Annotated in this window: 13 protein-coding genes; 11 read left to right on the forward strand and 2 right to left on the reverse strand. The window is 51.8% G+C overall.

Translation table 11 applies throughout. The features are described 5' to 3' along the window. The first annotated feature begins 2 nt into the window (after nt 1-2). The 4 genes from AB1757_11845 to AB1757_11860 all read left to right on the forward strand — a co-directional run bounded on the left by AB1757_11845 (nt 3) and on the right by AB1757_11860 (nt 2,907). Entirely contained in the window at nt 3-395 is a 393-nt protein-coding gene (locus AB1757_11845) for a hypothetical protein (GenBank protein MEW6127721.1), read from the forward strand. 3 nt (nt 396-398) lie between these two features. Next, complete coding sequence (locus AB1757_11850) at nt 399-782, forward strand: hypothetical protein (protein ID MEW6127722.1); 384 nt, start codon at nt 399-401, stop codon at nt 780-782. 4 nt (nt 783-786) lie between these two features. Next, on the forward strand, nt 787-1,170 hold the full coding sequence (locus AB1757_11855) for a retroviral-like aspartic protease family protein (protein ID MEW6127723.1): 384 nt from the start codon (nt 787-789) through the stop codon (nt 1,168-1,170). A 96-nt stretch (nt 1,171-1,266) separates the two neighbouring features. Then, entirely contained in the window at nt 1,267-2,907 is a 1,641-nt protein-coding gene (locus tag AB1757_11860; GenBank protein ID MEW6127724.1) for a hypothetical protein, read from the forward strand. 153 nt (nt 2,908-3,060) lie between these two features. Here the strand turns inward: AB1757_11860 and AB1757_11865 are convergent, their stop codons facing one another. Further along, nucleotides 3,061-6,726: a BACON domain-containing carbohydrate-binding protein gene (locus tag AB1757_11865; GenBank protein ID MEW6127725.1), complete on the reverse strand. Its 3,666-nt coding sequence runs from the start codon at nt 6,724-6,726 to the stop codon at nt 3,061-3,063. A gap of 335 nt (nt 6,727-7,061) precedes the next feature. Between AB1757_11865 and rfaE2 the strand changes: the two genes are divergently transcribed. Next, nucleotides 7,062-7,553 (forward strand): D-glycero-beta-D-manno-heptose 1-phosphate adenylyltransferase, encoded by a 492-nt coding sequence (rfaE2, locus tag AB1757_11870; protein MEW6127726.1) that lies wholly within the window; start codon nt 7,062-7,064, stop codon nt 7,551-7,553. 19 nt (nt 7,554-7,572) lie between these two features. Further along, on the forward strand, nt 7,573-8,493 hold the full coding sequence (locus AB1757_11875; protein ID MEW6127727.1) for an HNH endonuclease: 921 nt from the start codon (nt 7,573-7,575) through the stop codon (nt 8,491-8,493). An 80-nt stretch (nt 8,494-8,573) separates the two neighbouring features. Here the strand turns inward: AB1757_11875 and AB1757_11880 are convergent, their stop codons facing one another. Then, entirely contained in the window at nt 8,574-9,164 is a 591-nt protein-coding gene (locus AB1757_11880) for a metal-dependent hydrolase (protein MEW6127728.1), read from the reverse strand. A 438-nt stretch (nt 9,165-9,602) separates the two neighbouring features. Between AB1757_11880 and AB1757_11885 the strand changes: the two genes are divergently transcribed. The 5 genes from AB1757_11885 (at nt 9,603) to sucD (ending at nt 22,474) form a co-directional block, all read left to right on the forward strand. Beyond that, the gene (locus tag AB1757_11885) at nt 9,603-12,680 is read left to right on the forward strand and encodes an ABC transporter substrate-binding protein (protein MEW6127729.1); all 3,078 of its coding nucleotides are present in this window, start codon (nt 9,603-9,605) and stop codon (nt 12,678-12,680) included. A 53-nt stretch (nt 12,681-12,733) separates the two neighbouring features. Next, nucleotides 12,734-13,549 (forward strand): tetratricopeptide repeat protein, encoded by an 816-nt coding sequence (locus AB1757_11890; protein MEW6127730.1) that lies wholly within the window; start codon nt 12,734-12,736, stop codon nt 13,547-13,549. A gap of 118 nt (nt 13,550-13,667) precedes the next feature. Then, nucleotides 13,668-14,960 (forward strand): hypothetical protein, encoded by a 1,293-nt coding sequence (locus AB1757_11895; protein MEW6127731.1) that lies wholly within the window; start codon nt 13,668-13,670, stop codon nt 14,958-14,960. A 311-nt stretch (nt 14,961-15,271) separates the two neighbouring features. Beyond that, nucleotides 15,272-21,301 (forward strand): carboxypeptidase regulatory-like domain-containing protein, encoded by a 6,030-nt coding sequence (locus AB1757_11900; protein MEW6127732.1) that lies wholly within the window; start codon nt 15,272-15,274, stop codon nt 21,299-21,301. 300 nt (nt 21,302-21,601) lie between these two features. Continuing rightward, the gene (gene sucD, locus AB1757_11905; protein ID MEW6127733.1) at nt 21,602-22,474 is read left to right on the forward strand and encodes a succinate--CoA ligase subunit alpha; all 873 of its coding nucleotides are present in this window, start codon (nt 21,602-21,604) and stop codon (nt 22,472-22,474) included. Nucleotides 22,475-22,540: the final 66 nt, after the last annotated feature.

Consider the following 22,540-nt stretch of genomic DNA (forward strand, 5'->3'; position numbering starts at 1 on the left):
CCATGGCAGACGAACAAGATAACAAAGATCAGCAGGTTGAGTTTGTCTTTGAATATGATCCCAATTATCGCCTAGTACCAGCAAATGGGGCTTGGGGAGGTATTACTCCAAGAGGAGACATTAGGATTGATTTTTTTGTTGAGAGTCAAGCCATTCCTCATCGTGTGGTAAATAAGATAGACATAAAAGCTAATGCAATAGGAGAGGAAATTAAAAGAGTTCCAGAAAAACATTTTGTCCGCCAAATTCAAGTAAGTATACTGATGAACCCTAGCGCGTTTGAGTCGCTCGGAGAATGGATACAGGACAGACTTGAACAACTTAAAGAATTATCTAAAGGTGATTCTGGGTCAAATGCTCCTGTTTCTCAGGAACAAAATAGAGCCGAGAGGTGACTGATGCTTAATTTCAATATACCAGATAATGCACCTACAATTTATACAGGAACTCGTTTTAAACTCCAGCCTAACTATAAACGATGGGAAGAGACTGTCGGTATTGCTGATGCTAATCGTCGCTTTAATACAATTGAACAACCATTGCCTTCAACCGAAAGCGTATTTCAAAAACAAAAGAGGTTGTTTGAGTACATTCCAGCAGCAGCACTTATTCAGTATCGCGGTCAGTTTGTCGCAGCATGCAATGGGGTGATTGTGGATTCAGACAGTAATCTCCCAGCATTAAGTCGAAGATTTGTTGAAACCTATGGTCATGTGCCTGTTTATATTACAAAAGTTGGTGAAAAAATAAGAGTTCATATTCCTACACCGTTCTTGAGATGATTGAATGCCTGGCCCATTCCCTTACTCGATAATACCTCCTTATGATTGTCCGGCACCGGTTTGTAGTGTTCAAATTTCCTATAGCAATCTTTCAACAAATTGCGATGCAATTATCGACTCTGGCGCAGATATGACTTGCATACCGGAACGCATAGTAAAAGATATGGCTTTATTACAAATAATGGAATTTGAAGTCGGAGGAGCAAATGATGGTACTCCTCAGACACGACCTGGATATGTCATTGATTTTGAATTTTTGGGATTTACGTTTCCTGCTCTTATAGTTGTATCAATACAAGGGTTGACCGATCATGTTTTAATCGGCAGGGATATTCTTAATCATCATATCGTGACGCTAGATGCCAATTTAGGGTTTACAGTCCTATGAAGGATGCCGTCTATGGGCACAAATTCAACTTTTTCGTATGAAAGCAAAGCTTTCTTCACCCCACTTTAGTTCGATTTTCATGGGAGAATTCAAAAGATGACGCGACGGTTTTTCATATTCTTGCTGGTCTTTGTCGCGGTTGGTATCGCAATGATTACGATGCTGACCGGAAATCAAAATGTTTCAAAAGCGCAGGCGCAATATACCTTGACCATCACCCCCATAGGACCCAATCAAACCACGATAGATAATATAAAAACCGGTTTGATGAATAACGCGGCGGTCAAACAAGGGTTAAAAGGGCAGAGCCGGATTTTATCTTTTGAACTTCTTGATAGAATCGAAAACGGCGATTCGCTGCCGCCGGATCGCTGGCGCGCTTATATCTACTCGTATGGCAACAAACGCGCCTTTTTAACCGAAGGCAATTTCACCGACAGTAACATTACGGTTACAACGGTCAGCGGGCAGTTGGATTTCACTTCAGCGGAAGAGTTTGATGATGCGACATCGGTGGTGAGCAGTGACCCGAAATTCAGCGGCGCTTTTCGTGCCGGCAGTGTGAGAGCCTATCCGCCGATGCCGCCGACTTCCGCAGACCCGCAAGGCAAAGGCGATAGAATCGTCAATGTCGGCATTCTCGGCGGCAGCATCAATCAAATCGTCGGCGTCGATATGAACACGCGCAAATTGGTTTATTACAAAAACAATGCTCCGACAACGGCAATTGCAACGCCCAGTAGTTGCGGCATTCCCGGAGCCGGACAAGCGACAACCGCAAGAGGCACCGCCGGACAATTTGAAGTCGTGGTGACCGATGGCACGACGGAAATCTGGCGCATGGTGGTCATCAGACCCTCGGCTTCGTCGGGGACAAGGGCTTCGGGTGTTGAACTGCGCAATGTGGATTATCGCAGCAAACGTATGCTTGGTCGCGCACACGTACCGATTCTCAATGTCTTGTATGACGGCAACCGTTGCGGGCCCTATCGCGACTGGCAATGGCAGGAAGGTATGTTTACTGCAAATGGCACGGATGTCGCCACAGGGGTTCGCCAATGCACCTCGGTTCCGCAATCGTTTTTACAGACCAACAACGATACGGGAAATTTTCGCGGCGCAGCCTTTTATGTTGAACCGGCTACCGGTGAGTTGACCATCATGAGTGAAATGGAAGCCGGTTGGTATCGCTACATCAGTGAGTGGCATTTATTCAATAACGGCACCCTGCAACCGCGATTCGGGTTTGGCGGCGTGTTCAATAGTTGTATTTGCAATACGCACAATCACCATGCCTATTTCAGATTGGATTTCGATATTGCCGGGACCTCGCCGAATGTCGTATCGGGGCCGGCATTGCGTAGCTGGCCGAATCCGATTGCCACCGAACTGAAAATCATTCGTCAAGGGACGATTGATGACCGGTTGTTGATTAAAAATCCCGCGACCGGTGATACGGTGATGCTGACACCTGCGCTTACCGACGGCATTGCCGATTCTTATGCGGTGGGCGATATGTGGGTGCTGCGCGGCAAAGGCACCAGTGAATTGGACGACGGTTATAATTCGACCGGCGGGTCAGGAACCTTTGCCCAGTTGGATAATTTCGTCAACAGTGAATCGGTTTCCGGGCAAGATATTGTCGTCTGGTATCGCGGCGGTTTCCGCCATATCTTCAATGACGGTGACGCCGCGCCACATTATGTCGGTCCTGAAATTTCCGTTGTGCAGTGGTAGGTTGTTATAAAATTGCAGGCGATAAAAAAGCGTTGGCGAGATTCTCACCAACGCTTTTTTATTTTGGTAGCAAGTTGAAAATCTGCCTGTGAAAGAGCGGTCAAAGACTGCTTATTCAACCTCAGTAAGCTCATTTGCAAATCGTCATAAGGGTTAGGTTCCCGCCTGTTTAACGGTCACGCTCTTTCCGGCAACGGTTAAGGTGGTTTGCCGCGTCGTCGAGCCGGGATTTGCGGAAACCGAAATCGTCACAGTGCCAGTGCCGGTGCCACTTGAACCGGAAGTAATCGTCACCCAGGTGACCGGGCTTGAAGCAGTCCAGTTGCAACTGGAACCGGTCGTCACTGTGATGGTTCGCGCGCCGCCCGGTTTGGTGAAGGCAAAATAGGTTGACGAAACCTGATAGGTGCAACTCGCTGCGCCGCTTTGGGTCACCGTGAAAGTTTGCCCCTGAACAGTGATCGTTCCTTGTCGTTCAGTGGTGCCCGGATTTACCGCAACGGTGTAATTGACCGCGCCGCTGCCGGTGCCGCTTGAACCGGAGGTAATGGTGAGCCAACTGTCATTGCTTACTGCCGTCCAGTTGCATCCTGCGGTTGTAGTCACAGAGAAATTACCTGCACCGCCGCTTGCCGTGTAGGTCGCAGTGGTCGGTGACAAGGTGTATGTACAACCGCCACTCGCGCCATCCTGATTTACCGTAAAGGTTCGTCCGGCGATGGTCAGGGTTCCGCTGCGCGAAGGATTCCCGGCATTCGATGCAACCGTGTAATTGACCGCGCCGCTTCCCGAACCGCTCGCCCCGGAAGTGATCGTAATCCATGCGGCATTGCTCACCGCTGTCCAGTTGCAGCCTGTGGTCGTGGTGACGGTGACGCTGCCGGAGCCGCCAGTCACCGGGTAGGTTTGCGAGGTCGGCGAAATCGTGTAATTGCAAACCGGCGTGCCGCCTGCCTGCGTGATGCGATGGATTTTTTTACCGACGACAATGACGGTCGAGCGCGCGTTGGTCGTTGGATTGGCGGCAACACTGTATTTTACGGCACCATTCCCTGTGCCATTCGCTCCTGAGATGATGGTTACCCAACCGTCCATACTGGTTGCGGGTCTTGAGCACCCGCTTGGAGCCGAAACCGTGATGCTGCTGGTTACACCTGATGCGCCATATGAAGCGCTTGCAGGAGAGAGTCCGGTCACACAGGTTGTGCCGTATTGGGTGACGTTGAATGTTTGACCGCCAATGGTCATCGTCCCGACCCGGTCTGTGGTTCCCGAATTGCGCGCCACTGAAAAACTCACTGTGCCATTGCCGTTGCCGCTCGCGCCTGAAGAAATGGTTATCCACGAGGTGTTACTCACAGCCGTCCACGCGCAACCGCTCGGAGCCGTTACCATCACACTGTTTGTGCCGCCGTTTGAATCAAAGAAATCGGCGAGACTACTTAACCCATAGGTGCAAATCAATTCAGCCTGAGTGACGGTGAAAGTTTGCCCGGCGATGGTGATAGTGCCTTGTCTTTGACTGCCCGTACTATTGACAGCAACCGAATAATTCACCGTGCCGTTACCGCTGCCGTTTGCGCCCGAGGTCACAGTAATCCACGAATCATTACTGACGGCTGTCCATATGCAATCTATGCCTGCTGTCACATTGACGCTGCCGGAGCCGCCTGACCCTGTGAAGTTTTGACTGCCTGGGGCAATCGCATACGAACAGGAATTGTTCACATTCAACAAGCCGTTGGCGGTGACGGTTTGCCCGTCGGGATTGGTGATGGTGATATTTTTTGCGCCGCTGCTTGCGGTCATAGTGTTGAGATTGAGAACCACTGTAGTCGGGTTTTGGTAAGTCACGCTGTTGACCACGACGCCGCCATTGACGCTTGCGGTTAAACGACAGCCAAAGCCATTGCCGGGATCGAAAAATGCCGAACCGTTTATTGAATTGGCGTTGATGGTGACATTGATCGAAGTGCCTTGTCCGATAAGCGACGGGCTGGCGCTTGCCGGGGTCGCCGGTGGCGGCGCTAGCAATTTGACCACGCGCAATCCGTATGAATTGGTCGCATCGCAAAATTCCTGCACCGTCCACATGGTCATATCATCGCAGGGGTCGAGACTGGTGTAAGAATAATCGCCCCAGCGTCGAAATCCTATTGCCCCGGTATCGCCCGCCGGGTTGTAGGCTGTCGTTGAACTTGTGAGCGCCGCAGGCGTTTGCAAAGTGCCGGGCGTGTCGCTTGCCAGACGTCCTGCGGTTGCGGCGTTGATGAATTCATTGGTTCCGGCAATGCTTGTCGCCATCGCCATATGTCCCTGCCCGGAAACCATCACCGAAGGCATCCAGTAATTCCTATCATCAACCGTGTTGGTTGCCGAAGACGCAAACAAAGTTCCGCTCTGCACGACGCCTGGCGTTGCGGTATTTAAATTTTGAATTTCATACCAGCGCGAACCGTTGCGCGTGCGTGTGCCGCCGCCCGACGCGATGCCGTTGTTATCGACGCCAAGGTTGTGCGAAGTCCATAATCTGCCATTGCGAATGTGCGCAGCAATCAATCGGTCATCGGTGGCATCGAGTTGTCCGTTCGCGCCGCCGGCGTTGCCTTGATGGCGAACCGTGAGCGGCAAGGCGGTTGTCAAAATGGTGATGGAAATATTTGCCGAAAGCACAGGGGTGGTGTCGGCATTGGTAACGCGGCGCGCAATGAGCGAACCGAAACCGGCATTATCAACGCCAATGAAATAGCCTTCGGTTGCCGCCGGGTCATAATTATCGACGCCCTGCGGCGCAAAGGGTCCTGTGCCGGTTGCCCCGCCGGTTAAATTGCGAAACGCCGTGACCACAATCGGGCCGCCGCCGGTCACAGAACTTTTACGCACCACAAAAGCCGCGCTGCTATTAAACGTCAGCGGTGTGCCACAAAACTGATTGACGCCGATGTATAGCCCGTTGGCATCAATGCCAAGCGTCGGGTAATCCGATTGGCAATTGGCATCTCCGGCAGGAGTGACGAGATTTTGCTGAAATGCAAAGAATGTCCAGATGGTCGCGCCATTAATCGTGGCGTTGTTGCTGACGGCAATCAAGATGCTGTTTGGCGTCACCGCTGCGGTGCTTGCGGTGACGAACCAGCGATTGGATAAACGGTCAAAACGCACACGCGGATAGTTGGTTGATGCGGTGCCGCGCACCGAATTGAAAAAAGTATTGAGCGTGGTATTGAGCGTGCCAATGACGCCGGTTTTGTCGAACACCCGTATGCGCCCGTTGACCGCTAAAAGAAATTGCGTCGGTCCCGCAGCGCCCATCGTATCGGGCGGAAAGGCGTTGGTATCGGTCAAGGTCGCCGCTGTAAAACTGGTCGAAGGCGTTTGCGGCGCGCGCGGTTCCAGCGCAGGCGTATTCGGGTCGCGGTCTGGAAACGCAGCGATGGCAAGCGATTCAGGATTTTGCGGCAAATTTTTTCTGTCGGTTATTGGTCTTGCAAATTCGTAGGCTGGTGGCGCAGGGTCTTTGCCCGCCAGTTGGCTGTCGAGTTCCATGATTTCGGCGGTGGTTTTCGCAATACCCACAGCGCCTGTCCACGGCGTGCCGATGAGTTGCCCGCTATCAGTCTGGCGATTTGACGAAAGCGCAGACTTTTTGATGGCAGAAGTTTTTGCTTTCGAGACAGGCGATAATACAACCGCGCGACGGGTCAGATGTTGCGCCAGTAAGTTACCCGGAATTGAAAGCATAAAGAGCAGTGAGAGGGTCAATGCGCCGATTTGGCGAAAGGGTAGGATTTGACGAACGCGAAACCTGAATTTGAACATTATTCCTCCAAACCGAATATCTAAGAGCACACAAGATGCCGATTAAAACCGCAAAATTTTATGTTGGTGAACTCGCTGTTGAATTGAATCCCGTAAAGATGCCCTCGGCTTATGAGTTCGGGCGTTCTTAATTTTTAGCGACTCCGTATGCTATGTCACCACTAAATTCCTGTCAATTTGCAGGGGGAATTCTTCAAAGTGAGACTGGCTTTGGCGTCAGGTCTTGCGGCGCGAATATCGCTTCAATGAATCAGCCAAGGAAACTGCGAAATCCGAGTCTCACTTTTAATCGCGCCCCATGCAAAGCCGCAAAGGTGTGTGCTATAAGAGTGGGGATGGTGAGCAAAGTTGTCACTCGTGATGAATTGGTAAAAGCGCGCGAAGGGTTGCGAAACGCCGGACGAAAAGTGGTTTTTACCAACGGTTGTTTTGACCTGCTGCATCCCGGTCACATCCGCTATTTGCAACAAGCGCGCGCGCTCGGCGATGCGCTGATTGTGGCGCTCAATAGCGATGCATCAGTTAAAAAATTGAAAGGCGACAGCCGCCCGATTCTTAAACAGGATGAACGCGCCGAGGTGATGGCGGCGCTTGCCTGTGTCGATTTGGTGACCATCTTCGATGAAGAAACGCCGCGCGAACTCATCGCCCAGGTGTTGCCCGATATTCTGGTGAAAGGCGGCGATTGGGCAATTGATACGATTGTCGGTCGCGAAGAGGTCGAAGCCGCCGGCGGCGAAACCCGTTCGCTAGCTTTCATCGAAGGCGTTTCAACCAGCGACATCATCAAACGGATTTTAGCGAGTGAGAAAACCAATACAGGTTAGGCGCAAAACGAGTAACGCTATGACCAAAGTAAATCTTGAAAATGATCCAGAAGAAATATGTCACAGGTTGGTGCTCGATCAATATTGGAGCGATGTGATTGAGGCATTGGGAGCGTCAATAGAACTTGCTCATCTCTATGGGCCAGATCGCTGGGGAATACGGCTGGCACCTGACAGCATTATGCTGAAAGTTGGGCGGCATGAAATCCTTCAACTGGGTGACTGGGATCTACCGTTCCATCTCATTATTGATCAAGATTCTGTCCCCGCGCATTTACGAAAACGTTCTGAACTTTGGTTCTCTGAGGACAAGGATTGTTATGGGAATTGCAACGCGAATGGATACTATCCATCCAACCCAGGATCAGAAGCCTGCAATATGACATTCGAGGGTCTCAAAAATGTGTATCAGGAGTTGTATAGCTCTCATGCTGAAATCGTCGCCCGTGCAGCCCGAAAATCTAAACACCCATCCACCAGAACCACACATTCAGTAAGGCTTGTCGAGTTTCTTGCTAAAGAACTGGGGAAGCCGTTGCCCCAACCAACATACTCCAACATATCAGACCATAATCAACCATTACTAATATCAGAGGAAATCACGAACGACGTAGAGTACATAGAAGGGGCAGCGCGGCAAATATTTGTCAATGCTTACGAGCGAAACCCTGTCGCTCGTGCTCTTTGTATTCAACATTATGGCTGCTTGTGTGCAGTATGCGGAATGAATTTTGGGGAAACCTACGGCGAAATAGGTGCTGGCTTCATTCACGTTCATCATCTCGTTGAAATTTCCTCAATTAGGGAAGAATATAAAATTGACCCTGTGAATGATCTTCGACCTGTTTGCCCAAATTGTCATGCGATGCTACATCGTAAGAAACCGGCATTCAAAATTGAGGAATTAAAAAGCATTCTCGTTAATCAAAAAGGCGGTTAACAACTGGTTCGACCGGAGCGCGCGAAGCAGAGTTCTTATGGTTCCTTTGAGTATGGCTTGCGCGCCGCGTCAATTCCGCGTTAAGCAGAAAATTTTACCCACCACATCAGCGCGCAGGTGAACCAAAAAATTACCGCGACAATTTTTCTCTTCACACTTTTGTGTGTCCAGATAAAAGCGCCAATCATAAATATCCACACCAATAAAAATTCCCAGAGCAAAAGATTAAAGCCTTTTGCCGTAAATAACCCGCTAGCCGAAAGCGGCGCGACCGGAATTGGGCGAATGGGGAAAAAGTAACGTGTGTTATCAAACGGCGCAAAAAACGCCACCCCCAAGCCGCCCGTGGTCAGCGCATCGAAAAAGCCATGTGAAGCCGTGACCAGCGAAAATAAACCGGCGAGAAAAACGAAACGGCGTTTGCCATGCCATTTCATTTGCAAAAAAAGAAAGGCCACGGCGCATCCCATCACTACTGCGAAAAACAGGGAATGAGTAAAGCCGCGATGCCCGAACCCATCGCCATATGCAATCCAGCGCATCAACAAAGCATCGGCGTCGGGAAGCGCGGCAAGCAAACCACCAGCAAGCATGATGCGTTTATCGGTTTGCTCAATGGCTAATTTGGTTGCGCCCAAAGCAAAGGCGCTATGCGTGAAAATCGTTGGCATATGACCTCAATCCGAATCCGTTGTACCGCAAGCTGTCTAGCCTGCGGCAATCTTGGTCGAAGCCCCCTTGAAATTTCGAGGACGGACTTGTCTAAATCGGCGCAGACTCGACAGTCTGCGCTAGCGTTTTTCTTAACTTCATGCCATTGCCCTAAAGGGGCGCAGGAGACGCGATTCACCTTGCTGGTTGACCTGTGGCTGCGCCACTGGCCCCTTCGGGGCATTTGTTCAAATAGCGACTTGAGTTAAGTAGCGCCTGTTGCTGCATACCCAGCTTAAATCTTCATCAGTGTTGATTAACTCAATACGCTTACGTCGCAAATCGATGCGATGTTTTGATGCTGTACACTTAAACCCGGCGCAAATTAAAATTGACGCTCTCGGTTCGCGGATATACGATTAAGCAGCCTCGAAAAAGCTTCAGTCCGAATAAATGTTATGGAAAATCCTCGCTCGGTCTCAAAAAAAGCGCGAGAGTCACAAACCCAGACGCCATCCAATGAGGTCGCGTCAAACTTGCTTGACCGCCGCATTTTTGAAACCCTTGCGCGCATCGCGCAGGGCGACCTCGGTTTTCCCATCAACGGCTTTCATAAAGACCTCACCGGCGAAGGCAGAGAGTTACTCTTAAACCTCGACGGCTTGGCGCGCAAACTGCGCTACATCGTCAGCCGCCTGCAACGCGCTTCGGATTCCATTGAAACGGTCGTCGGTGAAGTGTTGCGCGGCACCCAGACTTTATCCGCCAGCGTCATTGACGAAGCCAAATCCGTCGAAGAGACCTCCAGCTCGATTTCGGAAATCAATTCGTCCATGCATTCGGTAGGCGATAATTTGCAATCGCTTTCCAACCTCACGCAAACCACTTCAAATTCCATCATTCAGATGGCGGCGTCGATTGACCACGTGTCGCAAAGCGCCGAGGGACTCGCGCAATTTGTCGAAGAGACCACAGCGGCAATCGAACAGATGGCTTCAAGCATTCGCAAAGTAGCCGAATCCACTGAAACCCTTGCCGAATCCGCCGAAACCACGGCGCGTTCAATGGAAGCGATTGACAATTCAACCCGCAGCATCGATGAATCGGTCAAAGAGACCACGGTGCTTGCCGCAGAGGTCGCGCAATCGGCAGACGCCGGCAGTCAACTGGTCGCCGACACCGCGACCAGCGTTTTGAAAATTAAAGAAGCCATCGATGCCGCCACCGAAACCATTTCGCGACTCGGCAAACGCTCGGAACAAATCGGCGAAGTCACCCACGTCATTGATGAAATCGCCGACCGCACCCATCTGCTGGCGTTGAACGCTTCGATTCTTGCCGCGCAAGCCGGAGCGCAGGGACGCGGCTTTCGCATCGTCGCCGATGAAATCAAGGAACTCAGCGAACGCACGGCGGCTTCGACGCGCGAAATCGAAGAGATGATTAAAGCGGTGCGCGAAGACGTCATTGAAACCGTTGAACGGGTCGCCGCCGGTAGTCAACGCGCTGACGAAGGCGTCGAGCTTGCCAAACGCGCTTCGGATTTTCTCAATGAAATCCGCGAAAAAACCACGACCTCATCCGACCGCATACGCCACATCGCAGACGCCACCGCCGTGCAGGCTTCCGAAAGCCATACTGTATTTGAAGCCGCCGATTCGGTGCGCCAACAGGCGCGCGATATTCAACGCGCCGCCAACGAACAGGCGCAGACCGCCAAACAAATCGGCGAACGCGCCCTGCATATGAGCAACCTCACCAAACAGGTGCAGCGGGCGACCGGCGATCAGGCGAAAGTTTCGCGTTACATCGCGTCGGCAATGGAAGAATTGAGCCTGGTGGTTGAACAGATTCGCCTGGCTTCCGATGAACAATCCACCGAAGTCGAACAGGTGCTGCGCGCCATTGAAACCATTAAAGAAGTGGTTGACCGCAATCAGGCTTCGATTTCCGGTATCAACGGCGCGGTTGATTTGTTGGTGCGCGAAGCCGAACTTTTAAACCGTGAAGTTGAGGCGTTCACCTTGCCGGAATCGGAACACGGCGGGCATTTGCGCTTTGCATTGAGAACTTCGCAACTCACCCTCGACCCGGCAACCGTCTCTTCGATTTCGCGCAACGAAGTCATCTCGAATATTTTTGAAGGCTTGGTGCAATTCGGCGAACGCGCAGAGATTCGCCCGGCGATTGCCGAACGCTGGGAGATTTCGCCCGATGGTCGCACTTACACCTTCGCTTTGCGTGAAACCGCGAAGTTTCATAATGGTCGCAAGGTTCGCGCCGAAGATGTGAAATATTCCTTTGAACGGCAGATGCGCCAAAACGAAGATGCCGCCGGTTGGGTGTTTCGCCCGCTGGTTGGCGCGGAAGAGTTTATGTCCGGCGAAAGTGATTCGGTCGCCGGGATTCGCGTGATCAATGAGCGCGTTTTACAACTTGAACTGGTGCAACCCGTGGCATTTTTTCTTTCGACTTTGTGCGTCGATTATGCCTACATTGTGCCGCGTGAAGAGATCGAAAAACCGTCATTCGATTTTGAATCAAAACCCATCGGCTCGGGTCCTTTCCGTTTGCTTGAACCGGTCAACGGCAACAAAGAGGCGCAACTCGAACGCTTCAGCAATTATTGGAATGCGGAATTGCCTTATGTTGACCGCTTGACCATTCAATTCGGGTTAAGCGCCGAAGAAATTTTTGATGCGTTTATCAAAGGCGACCTTGATTACGTCAGCGATTTGCCGCTTACCTACCTGGATGAATTTCGCCAACGGGTCGGTGAAATTCACCTGCTTGAAGCGTTGCAATTGCAAACCCGTATGCTGGTGTTTGATTGCGAGCGTCCGCCATTTGATGACCCGCGCATCCGTCAAGCCATCAATTACGCCATCAATCGCGAGCAGTTTATTCAAGAGGTTTATGCGGGAATGGCGGAACCGGCAGTGGGACCGATTCCGCCAGGGCTTCTCGGTTACGACCCAACTCAGCAGATTTATCAATACGACCGCGAACGCGCGCTTGCATTGCTGAAAGAGGCAGGCTACGACGGCGGATTCGATACCGAAATCTGTTGGTCGGATTCGGTGAGTCCCACGGTTGAATGTTTGAAAGACGATCTGGCGGCAGTCGGCATTCGCGCTGAGTTTCGCTACATTGGACTAACGGAATTGCAACGCACGCTGAGAATGCGCGCCACGCCGATTGTCGGACGCGATTGGTATGCCGATTATCCCGACCCGGATAATTTCACCTATGTGCTGTTCAATTCGCGCAACCGGAATTTATTCATCGGCACTTATGCCAACGAAGATGTTGACCGCTTGACCGATGAAGCGCGCGCGGTGATGAATCGTGAAGGGCGCGAGTCGCTTTACAAAGAGGTGACCAGGCTTCTGCTTGAAGACGCGCCGTGTGTATTTTTGGCGCATCGCCGCAGTTTCGTCGCCCATCGCGCAGACCTCGAAGGCGTCGCGCTGCATCTGCTTTCGCCATTCGTGACGCCCAAAGATTTGTGGTTTGCGAAAACCGGCGGAAAATAAAATCCTATTTAACAATTCGTCTACGACGTTCTCAAAAGCAGGGGAGTGAAGCGATGTGGAATGATTTGCTGAAACGCCAAAACCAAACTGTCTTTTGGTTTACCGTTGTTGTATTTGCCTGGGTTTTTACAAATGCTTTAACGACCAATGCGCAGGATGATTTTAAAAACACCGAACTTCGCAAGAATAACGAAAAAGCCGCCGACCTTTTAAAGAATGCCAAAAATGAAGCAAGTAAAGAACGCTTTGATGCGGCGCTCGATTATGCCACGCGGGCGCTCGGCTATTTAGAGAATAAAGAACCGGCATATTTTGAACGCGGCAAAATTTACACTGCGAAAAAAGATTTTGAAAGTGCCGTCAAGGATTTCAACGAATGCATCAAGATAGAGGCAAACCGAGCGATTTACTATAACGCCAGAGCCGTCGCCTTCTGGGGATTGAAACGCTACGATGAAGCGATAGCTGACCTCACAGAAGTCATTCGCTTGAGTCCGCAATCGGTCGCTGCCTATGAAGCGCGAGCCAATGCCTACTATCAAATCAAACTTTATGATGAAGTGGTGATTGATATGACCGAAGCCATCGGACTTGAACGCAAGCCCGGTCATTATCGTTTGCGAGCCTCGGCGTTTCGGGAAATGAAAGATTATGACAACGCCATACAGGATTTCACTCACGCCATCGAAATGAATCCGAAAAGCGCCGAAATCTATGTTGAAAGAGGCAACACCTATTTATTGATGGCGAATTTCGATGATGCTTTGCGCGATGCGAAATCCGCTTTGCAACAAGACCCGAAATCCGATGAAGCAAAAAAATTAGAGACCGAAGCCGCCAAAAAGAGCGCCGAAAAACCGCCTCAGTAGAAGCGGCTTATCAATCTTTAAGCCATTGCATTTAGACGAGGGCTGACAACATCACCAGGACACGAAGGACGCAAAGATTTATCAGCATGCTTTGCGGGTCATCTCTTAAAGAATCGCCATGCCGGAATCCTCAGCCGAAGATGTAGCAACCCACACGCCGAAAATCGCTTTGCAGGTGTTGACCTGTCAGGCGTGTGGCGCGGCGGTTCCCTTAACGGCTGGCGAAACGGTTGCCTGTCCTTATTGTCAGGCGACGGTGGTTATTCCTTCAGCCTATCGCGCGCTGCGTGAAGTTGAAGATGAAGCGGCTGCCAAACGCACCAAGGCGCAACAACTTTTTAAGGTTTTGGGAAACCCGCCCGGCAGATTTTTGCGACTGTGGGCGGGCGCTTCTTTGGGACTCGGCTATCTTTTTCTTTTGCCATTGGTTTTTGTTTTTGCAGGCATCGCCATCAGCAAAGGCACGGATGCCATCAGTTCAACGATTCACGCCAATCTCGCCGACGTTTTAACCAACGCGCAATATTTCTCAGTAATCGGCGCGTTGATGTTTACGACGCTCGGATTGCCGATAGTCCTCGGCGTTTATGGTCGCCGTCGCACCGATTCGCGACAGCGCATTCAGGCGGCGCTTGCGGCTTTGCCTCCCAAAAGAGCCGGTGCGCCAATGGGTTGTCGCAAATGCGCCGCGCCGCTTCCCATAAAAGACGATGCCCTCGGTGAGACCTGTTATTACTGCGGCACGGATAATCTTGTACATCTGCCCGAATCGTGGATCAGCAAAGCGCGCGGCAAAATCACCTCGCTTGGCGCGACCATCGAAGAGGCTGCTGAACAGGATGCCTTGATGCGTTCACGCGAACGTCGCAGTTTGCGAAATCAGTTGCTGGCGCTCGGATTGATATTTCCCGTGATGTTCGGATTCGGCAAAGCCCTTGATAGCGATAAAGAACGAATGCCGCCCAGGTGGCAGACCGCAATCAAAGGAGATCGCAGGTTGATTTATGCGTCAAAAAGTTCGCTCGGCAGTCACGTTCAAGCACTGCATCCGCCGCATCCGATTTCACAGTTGCCGTTAAATATTGTGTTCGACAAAGAGGAATGTCTGGAAACAGGCGGGTGTCTGAGAAGTTATTACGTGGCGCTTCGCGATAACGAGAAGCTTTTAATTTCAGGCGAGAAATTTCCACAACGGGCAAGGGCATTAGGATTTAATTACTACACCCAAACCAACTCGCTTTTCGACGATTGGAGCCGATTAGGCGAGCACCGAATTTTATATGCTGATCAAACCCTTGAATTTCGCGCGCCGCGAAGCGCCTGGTATCAGGTTGAATTGATTTGCTCCGATTGCACATTCGATAATAAATCCCGATTCGTGCTGCGCGTGAACATCGAAGCCGCCAGGTGAGACTATCCCGCCCTTAGCGAGTAAGGTTATTAAGTTAAGCGGCAGTAGCCCGACCGTGAGGGAGGCTGGCAGATACACTAAGCCCGCGCTGACGCTTGGGCTACTGCTTTTTGCGTAAATGTTCCTGCAAGAATTTCCAAGCCTTCACATTCTCTCAGTGAAATCCCGTGAACCAGATTTACCGCTCATAAAATCCGTGAATGCCAGCGTCAGTTAAAAAACATCGAAAGACTGAAGCCGGAGGCGCATTCCGCTCAGCCCGAATATAAAACCAAACCGACGCCGACATTCCTTTAGAGGAGGCTACATCCATGAAAAAAGCTGCTTTCCGGCTGCTGCCAGCCGTCGTCTGCCTGTTTGCCTTTTTCACCTTTTCATTTCTTGCCGCGCCTGCGCCGCCCGTTGTCGATGAAGCGGCGATGCAGGCTGAATTAAAACGCGATGCCTTGCTCATCATCGTGCCGGTTAAACACGCAGCAAACTTGACCGCCGCAACTTTCACCATCGAATTAATCGATTCGGATAATGAAAAACTCGCAGAAGTTTCGCAATCGGTTACGCTTCGACGCGGTGAAAATTTGCTGCAACTGCGTATCGTGTGGCGGGAACTCCTTGATGAAAAAAACTGGCAGGAACGTTTGCAAATGCTCACCTGGACGCGCGTGCATTACCGTTTGCAAACCGTCGAAACCCGGTATAACCAGGCGCAGGAAGTCGCGGGCATTCGCGCGCTTGGCTGGATGCTTAAAGATTTATTCACCTTGAGAATCATCGCGCCAACCGAACCTTCACAAGGCACACCGGCGCACATTCGCGTCTTTGCCGAAAACCCTTTGACCCACCAACCGGTCGCCGGTGTGAATGTTGAAGCGGCGCTTGCGCTCAAAAGTTATGATGAGAAAACTAAAAAAGCGGAAACCCGGCAGGGTATGACTTCAGCCAATGGCAGCGTTGCCTTTGACCTTTTGCCACCAGTGACCGATGAACACGAAGAGCAGATTGAGTGCAGCTTGAAAATTGTTGCCACCCGTCCGGGATTCAGAATAGAAGAAGAACGCGAACTGGATTTTTATGACCGCGCTGCTGCCATCATCACCACAGACAAACCGCTCTATCAACCCGGTCAAATTCTGCATATTCGCACACTGGTTTTTGACGGGTTGTCGCGTCGCCCGCGCAAAAGCGAAAACCTGACCGTCGAAATTGAAGACGGGGAATACAAAAACGTTTTTGAACGCGAATTAGTGACCGACCGTTTCGGCGTCGCTACAGCCGATTGGACAATTCCCGCGACCGCGCCACTCGGGCAATATCAAGTCGAAATTCACAACCAGGATAATCAGCTTGCCGAAGCCAGCGTGCGCATCAGTCGTTATGAATTGCCGACCTTTGTCGTGAATGTCGAACCCGATAAACCGTTTTATCTCCCTGATGAAGATGCTCGTGTGAAAGTTAGCGCCGCGTTCGTATATGGTGAACCGGTAAAAGCCGGGCGTGTGCGCGTTGCCCGCGAAGAAGAGCGCGAGTGGAACTGGAGAGCACAGAAATGGGAGGTTGAAGAAAGCGCGGTATGGGAAGGCGAAGCCGAAAAAGACGGCGCGTTCACCGCCCAAATCGCGCTTACCGATGAACACCAAAAACTCAAAGAATCGGATTACTCTAAATATAGAGACATCAATTATGTCGCGCGCTATACCGAAGCCGCGTCCGGGCGCAGCGAAGAACGCCGCTTTCGTCTGCGCGTCACTAAAGACGCCATTCATCTCTATGTTTTTTCAACCGACATACGACAACCGACTGCCTTGCCGCTCAGGTTTTATGCGGTGGCGAACTATGCCGACGGCACACCGGCAACGGTTGATATGGCTTTGAAAGCGCAATACAAACACCGCTCGGATGAAAAAGGTTTGCCGCCGCTTTTTACAATTCACACGCGCACAGATAAACATGGCATCGCTTTGATTGAACCCGATGCGCGACTACAGGAAGCCGAAGATTTACAACTTGAACTTTCGGCGCGTGACGCGAAAGGGGCTACAGGAGCCATTTCTGAGGAATTGCCGATTTCCGGAGGCGACGCGCTGAGAATCAAAACGCCGCGCGCGCTTTATCATCGCGGCGAACCTTTGCAGGTAGAAATTCAATCAACCAGAGAGAGCATTCCGCGACTGTTGGTCGAACTGTTTGCCGATAATCGTTTGCTTCGCGTCGAAGAGGTCGCGGTTCGTGAAGGTCACGCAAACCTGGAGTTCGACGCGACCGCCGACTTGCGAGGTCGCGTCACGATTGTCGCTTATGACCCGCAGGAAGCAAGCGATTATCGTTGGGACGCCCGGCGGTTTGCGACACGTAGCGTGCTTTATCCGACCAGGCGCACACTTTCGTTAAATGCGCGATTCGAGCGCGATTCGGTGAAACCCGGTGAAGCGACGCGCCTCAGCTTTACCGCAAATGCGCCTGATGGTCGCGGGCGCGAAACCTCGCTTGGCGTGGTGGTCTATGATACGGCGGTCGAAGAACGCGAACGAACCGAATGCGAATCGGGGCAGGGGCGCAATTATTTCGGCGCGTACTATTCGCGATTTTTCAACTGGCACGAGGCGGTTTCGGATGTCACGCTCGGTGACCTCGAACAACTCGACGAAGCGCGCCCGTTTCCCGCCGACCTCGAACTGATTGCCGATGCCCTGTTGCAGCGCACAGGCAACGGCTACCGGTATCGTTCATATTCAGCGCGGGCTGAGGGTGAAAGCGTCGAAGCAGAATTTGATGATGCAATTGAACCATTGAAAATCACCATCAACTGGATACTCGGAAAACCATCGCTTGCCGCATTGCCGCGCGACCGCGAAAGTTTGCAGCGGTTGCTGGCGCGTCACGGCATTGAACTCGACCGCCTCGCAGATTTCTGGGGCAATCTTTACCGGGTGCAATTCGCCGTGCGCGATAAAAATTATACGGTGGATATTTTATCCAATGGTCCCGATGAACAACCCGGTACGAACGATGATTTTCGACTGGTGGAATATTCAAGAGCTTTCTGGGACACCACCTATAACAACGAATTGATCCGCGCGATTGACGGGTTCAAATCGCGGAAAGGTCGTTATCCAAATCGGGTTGCGGAAATTCTCGAGGAACTGCGTTTTTATGGCGCATCGTTTCTTTCTGCCAAAGACCCCTGGGGCGAAGCCTATAAAATCATTTATACCCCTTCGCGTTCGCGTTCGGTTTATGAATTGCGAGTGATGTCGACCGGCAAAAATCGCAAATTCGATAAAGACCGCTACGACGATGACCTCACATTATTTCAACTCGAACGCGATTGGTTTGCCGACAAGCGCGAAGCGATACGCCGCGTTTTAACCACCCGCTTCATTAATAAACAGGCGTTTCCCGAAAACGCTTCGCAATTTGAAGCCTATTTGAACGACAGCGGCATACCTGTTCAAGACCTGCGCGACCCCTGGGGATACCCGCTGCAAATCAATATCAATGAAACGGCGCGTTACGGCGTGCGCCCGCAAGTGACACGTGTAGCGGCGACGGTGAATGCGCCTGCGGTAGACAAGACAACCCTTGAACCGATAACCCAAACGATTCGCCGCATCTGGTTGAGTGTTTCAGTAAAACCGGGATTGGCAACCTGGTTCACCGGGGTGAATGAACCCATCAATTTTTCGGTTGCAACATATGATCAAATCGTGCGCGAAGAATCCCGAGAGGACGCGCTGCAACAAGCGAATGAATCAAAAAACAGCAATCAAACTTCAACGAATCGCAGAAAAGTGTTACCTGCCGGGTTGGGCGGCGCGATAAGCGGAATTGTCGTTGATATGAGCGGCGCAGTGATTCCAGGCGCGACCGTGACCCTGACCAATCAAGCAACCAACGTCGTGTTACAAACCAAAACCGATGATAATGGCTACTATGGATTTTCGAGTTTGAGTCCGGGAAAATATTCTTTAAAGGTCGAGTCACAGGGATTCAAATCATCAGAATTTTTGAGTATTGATGTTCGTCTCTCGGCAACCACGATTGTTGATGTGGAGTTGAATGTCGGTGGCGTAAGCGAAACGGTGATGGTTGCCGCAGAGCCAACTTCTTTGCAAACTGAGAGCACCCAAGTGTCGGCCTCGCAAACGCGCGACCAAAAAACCGCGAGCCTTCCGCAACGCGCCAATCCGGCAACCACGCCGCGATTGCGCCAGGATTTTCCTGAAACCCTGGTGTGGCAACCGACGCTTGTAACCGATGCGCAAGGGCACGCCGAATTGAAATTCAAGGTTGCCGATTCCATCACCACCTGGCGCATGGCGGTTATCGGTTCAACCGAAGACGGTTTGATTGGCACAACAACCGCTGACCTGCGGGCATTTCAACCGTTTTTTGTCGAACATCAACCGCCGCCATCGCTCACCATTGGCGATGAAATCGAAGTGCCGGTCGTGGCGCGAAACTTCCAGAAACGCGCTGCCAGCGTCAACGTCAAACTCGCGCCCGCCGCCTGGATGCAGCTATTTGCAGATGCCGAACAGACCCTGCGCGCCGCTGCCAATGATTCGGCAACGGCGCGCATTCAATTCAAAGCTATCAAAGCGGGCGAGTTCAAACAGGAAGCCTCAGCAATTGGCGACGATGACGGCGACCGGGTTGCCAGACCTGTTGCTGTGCGGTTCGATGGGCGCGACAATTGGCAAACCGCTGCGGATTTGTTCCAGCGCCAAACCACAATGGAGGTTCAGGTGCCAGGTCGCACGATCAACGGTTCATCGCGAGTTGAATTGAAAATTTACCCCGATTTATTTGCTCACGCGGTCGAAGGCATCGAAGGCATTTTGCAACGCCCGCACGGTTGCGCTGAACAAACCACGAGCAGCACTTATCCGAACCTCATCGTATTGCAATATCTGCAACGCACAGGGCGCAAGCTGCCAGCGATTGAACAGAAGGCTTTGCGATATCTTGGTGAAGGGATTGCCCGGTTGCGTTCGTTTGTCACACCAGGCGGAGGATATGCGTACTTCAACGGCTCAAGCCCGGATGTGCCGCTTACTGCCTACATCGCGCGTTTCCTGAGTGAAGCCGGAGAATTTGCAGCGGTTGATGAAGCGGCGCTTGACGGAGCGCGCCGTTATTTAGCCCATGAACAGCGCGTTGATGGTGGGTGGAGCGCCTATGGTTATGCAGGTTCCAATGAATCATCGGCAAGGGTTTCGGCAACCGTTGTTTGCTCACTGGTCTTTTCGCAAGCGCAATCAGCAGCGGATTCAAAGCCTACGGAAAACGACCCGCAAAAAGCCATTGTCAGAGGCTTGGATTTTCTGGCGCGCGCCACACGCGAAGGCGATGATGCTTATGCGCTGGCGCTTTATGTGCTGGCGGCGCTCAAAGCCGGACGGGTAGAGGCGGCAAGCGAATCTGCGAACACACTATTGAAACTGGCAAATGCATCATCGGGCGCATTGCACTGGGGGGTTGATTACACGCCTTATTACGGCTGGGGGCGCGCGGGGAAAATCGAAACCACAGGGCTTGCTGTTGAAGCATTGATGACCCTCAGCCAACAACCTAACGTGAAAGAGCGTGAAGCGTTTGCGCAGGCGGCGCGGCGCGGCTTGCTTTTCATTGTGCAGAGCAAGGATGAATATGGCATCTGGTATTCAACGCAGGCAACTATCAATGCGTTGCGGGCAATTATTGCGGTGGCTTCGCAGGACGACACTGTGAAATTATCAACCTTGAAGTTTGAAATTCAGGTTGATGACGGGGCTTCACAAATCGTTGAAGTGAAGGTTGACGCAGGTGAACCGGCTTTGGTTGATTTGACGGCGAGGTTCCCGCAAATCTTTGACATAGCGGGGACGCATCGCGTGAGCTTGCGAACCGAGGCTTCGCGCACCTTGAGCGCCGCAGTGGTTACCCGTTCAACCTTGAGATGGGATGACAAAGATGCGCGAGGCATCAGCGATGATGGGGCGCTGCGCTTGCGTGTCGGGTTCGACAAAACCGAAATCAAGCAGGGCGAAACCGTCACTTGTACGGTTCACGCCGAGCGCGTCGCATCCGGCTACGGCATGATGTTGCTTGAAGTCGGATTGCCACCGGGGGTGGATGTCGATGTCGAAAGTTTACGTCGCGCGTCGGTATCGCGATTTGATGTCACGCCCGACCGTGTGGTGATTTATCTCTGGTCAAAACCGGGCGGAATCGATTTCAGTTTTACATTTCGCCCGCGACTGAAAATCAACGCCAAAGCGCAACCGTCGTTGCTCTATGATTACTACAACCCGGATGCGCGGGTTTCCGTGCCACCGGCGCAATTTGTCGTGAACCGATAGCTTTGCTTCATCAATTTGATGAAGCAGTAGCGTGAAGAGGTGAGTTGACAACTTTCCTTGATTTCAGCATTCGCCTCGAAAATGGTTTTGGATTTTCGTTGGGTGAATGAAGTATGCCAGTTTAACTCAATTCACCTTTTCACCGCTTCATTTTTTGTTGAGCCAGATGAAGCTCTGGCTAATCCACGCTCACAAATGCGCCTTGCCGCGTGCCTTCACAATTTTTCAAGCGATGTGCTATATTGCTCGTCTTTTGAAATCAGAAATTTTCCATCATGACTTAACCATTAGGAGATTAGCTTGAGCATACTTGTTGATAAAAATACTCGCTTGGTGGTGCAGGGCATCACCGGTAAAGAAGGCACTTTTCACACCAAACAAATGATTGAATACGGCACCAACATCGTTGGTGGCGTCACTCCCGGCAAAGGCGGAACCACCCACGAAGGCGTTCCGGTTTTTAATACGGTTGCCGATTCGGTAAAACAGGCGGGCGCCAATGCCAGCGTCATTTATGTGCCGCCACCGTTTGCTGCCGATGCGATTATGGAAGCCGCCGACGCCGGCATTCCTTTAATCGTTTGCATCACCGAAGGCATTCCGGCGCTCGACATGGTCAAGGCGTTCGATTATTTGCAGGGCAAAAATTCGCGCCTCATCGGGCCGAATTGCCCTGGGATTATTTCTCCCGGCAAATGCAAAATCGGCATTATGCCCGGTCACATCCACAGTGAAGGTCGCATCGGCGTGGTGTCGCGCAGCGGAACCCTCACCTATGAAGCCGTGCATCAATTGAGCCTTGCGGGATTCGGTCAATCAACTGCCATCGGTATCGGCGGCGACCCGGTTATCGGCACCACGCACACAGACGCTTTGCGACTCTTCAACGAAGACCCCGACACCGACGCAGTGATTATGATTGGCGAAATCGGCGGCACCGCCGAAGAGACCGCTGCGGCATTCGTGAAAGAACACATGAAAAAGCCTGTCATCGGGTTTATCGCGGGACAGACCGCGCCGCCGGGCAGACGTATGGGACACGCCGGAGCCATCATTGCAGGAGGGAAAGGAACCGCTGCGGAAAAAATGGCGGCAATGGAAGCCGCAGGCATTCACGTTGTCAAAAGCCCCGCCGATATGGGCGCAAAGGTCGCGGAAGTGTTGGGCAAGTAGTTGGTCGTGCTTTGTACTTTGCGCTTAGTGTTTCGCGTTAATCAGGCTCGTGATGATCAGGTACGA

The sequence above is a fragment of the Acidobacteriota bacterium genome, from assembly GCA_040754075.1.
GTDB lineage: Bacteria > Acidobacteriota > Blastocatellia > UBA7656 > UBA7656 > JBFMDH01.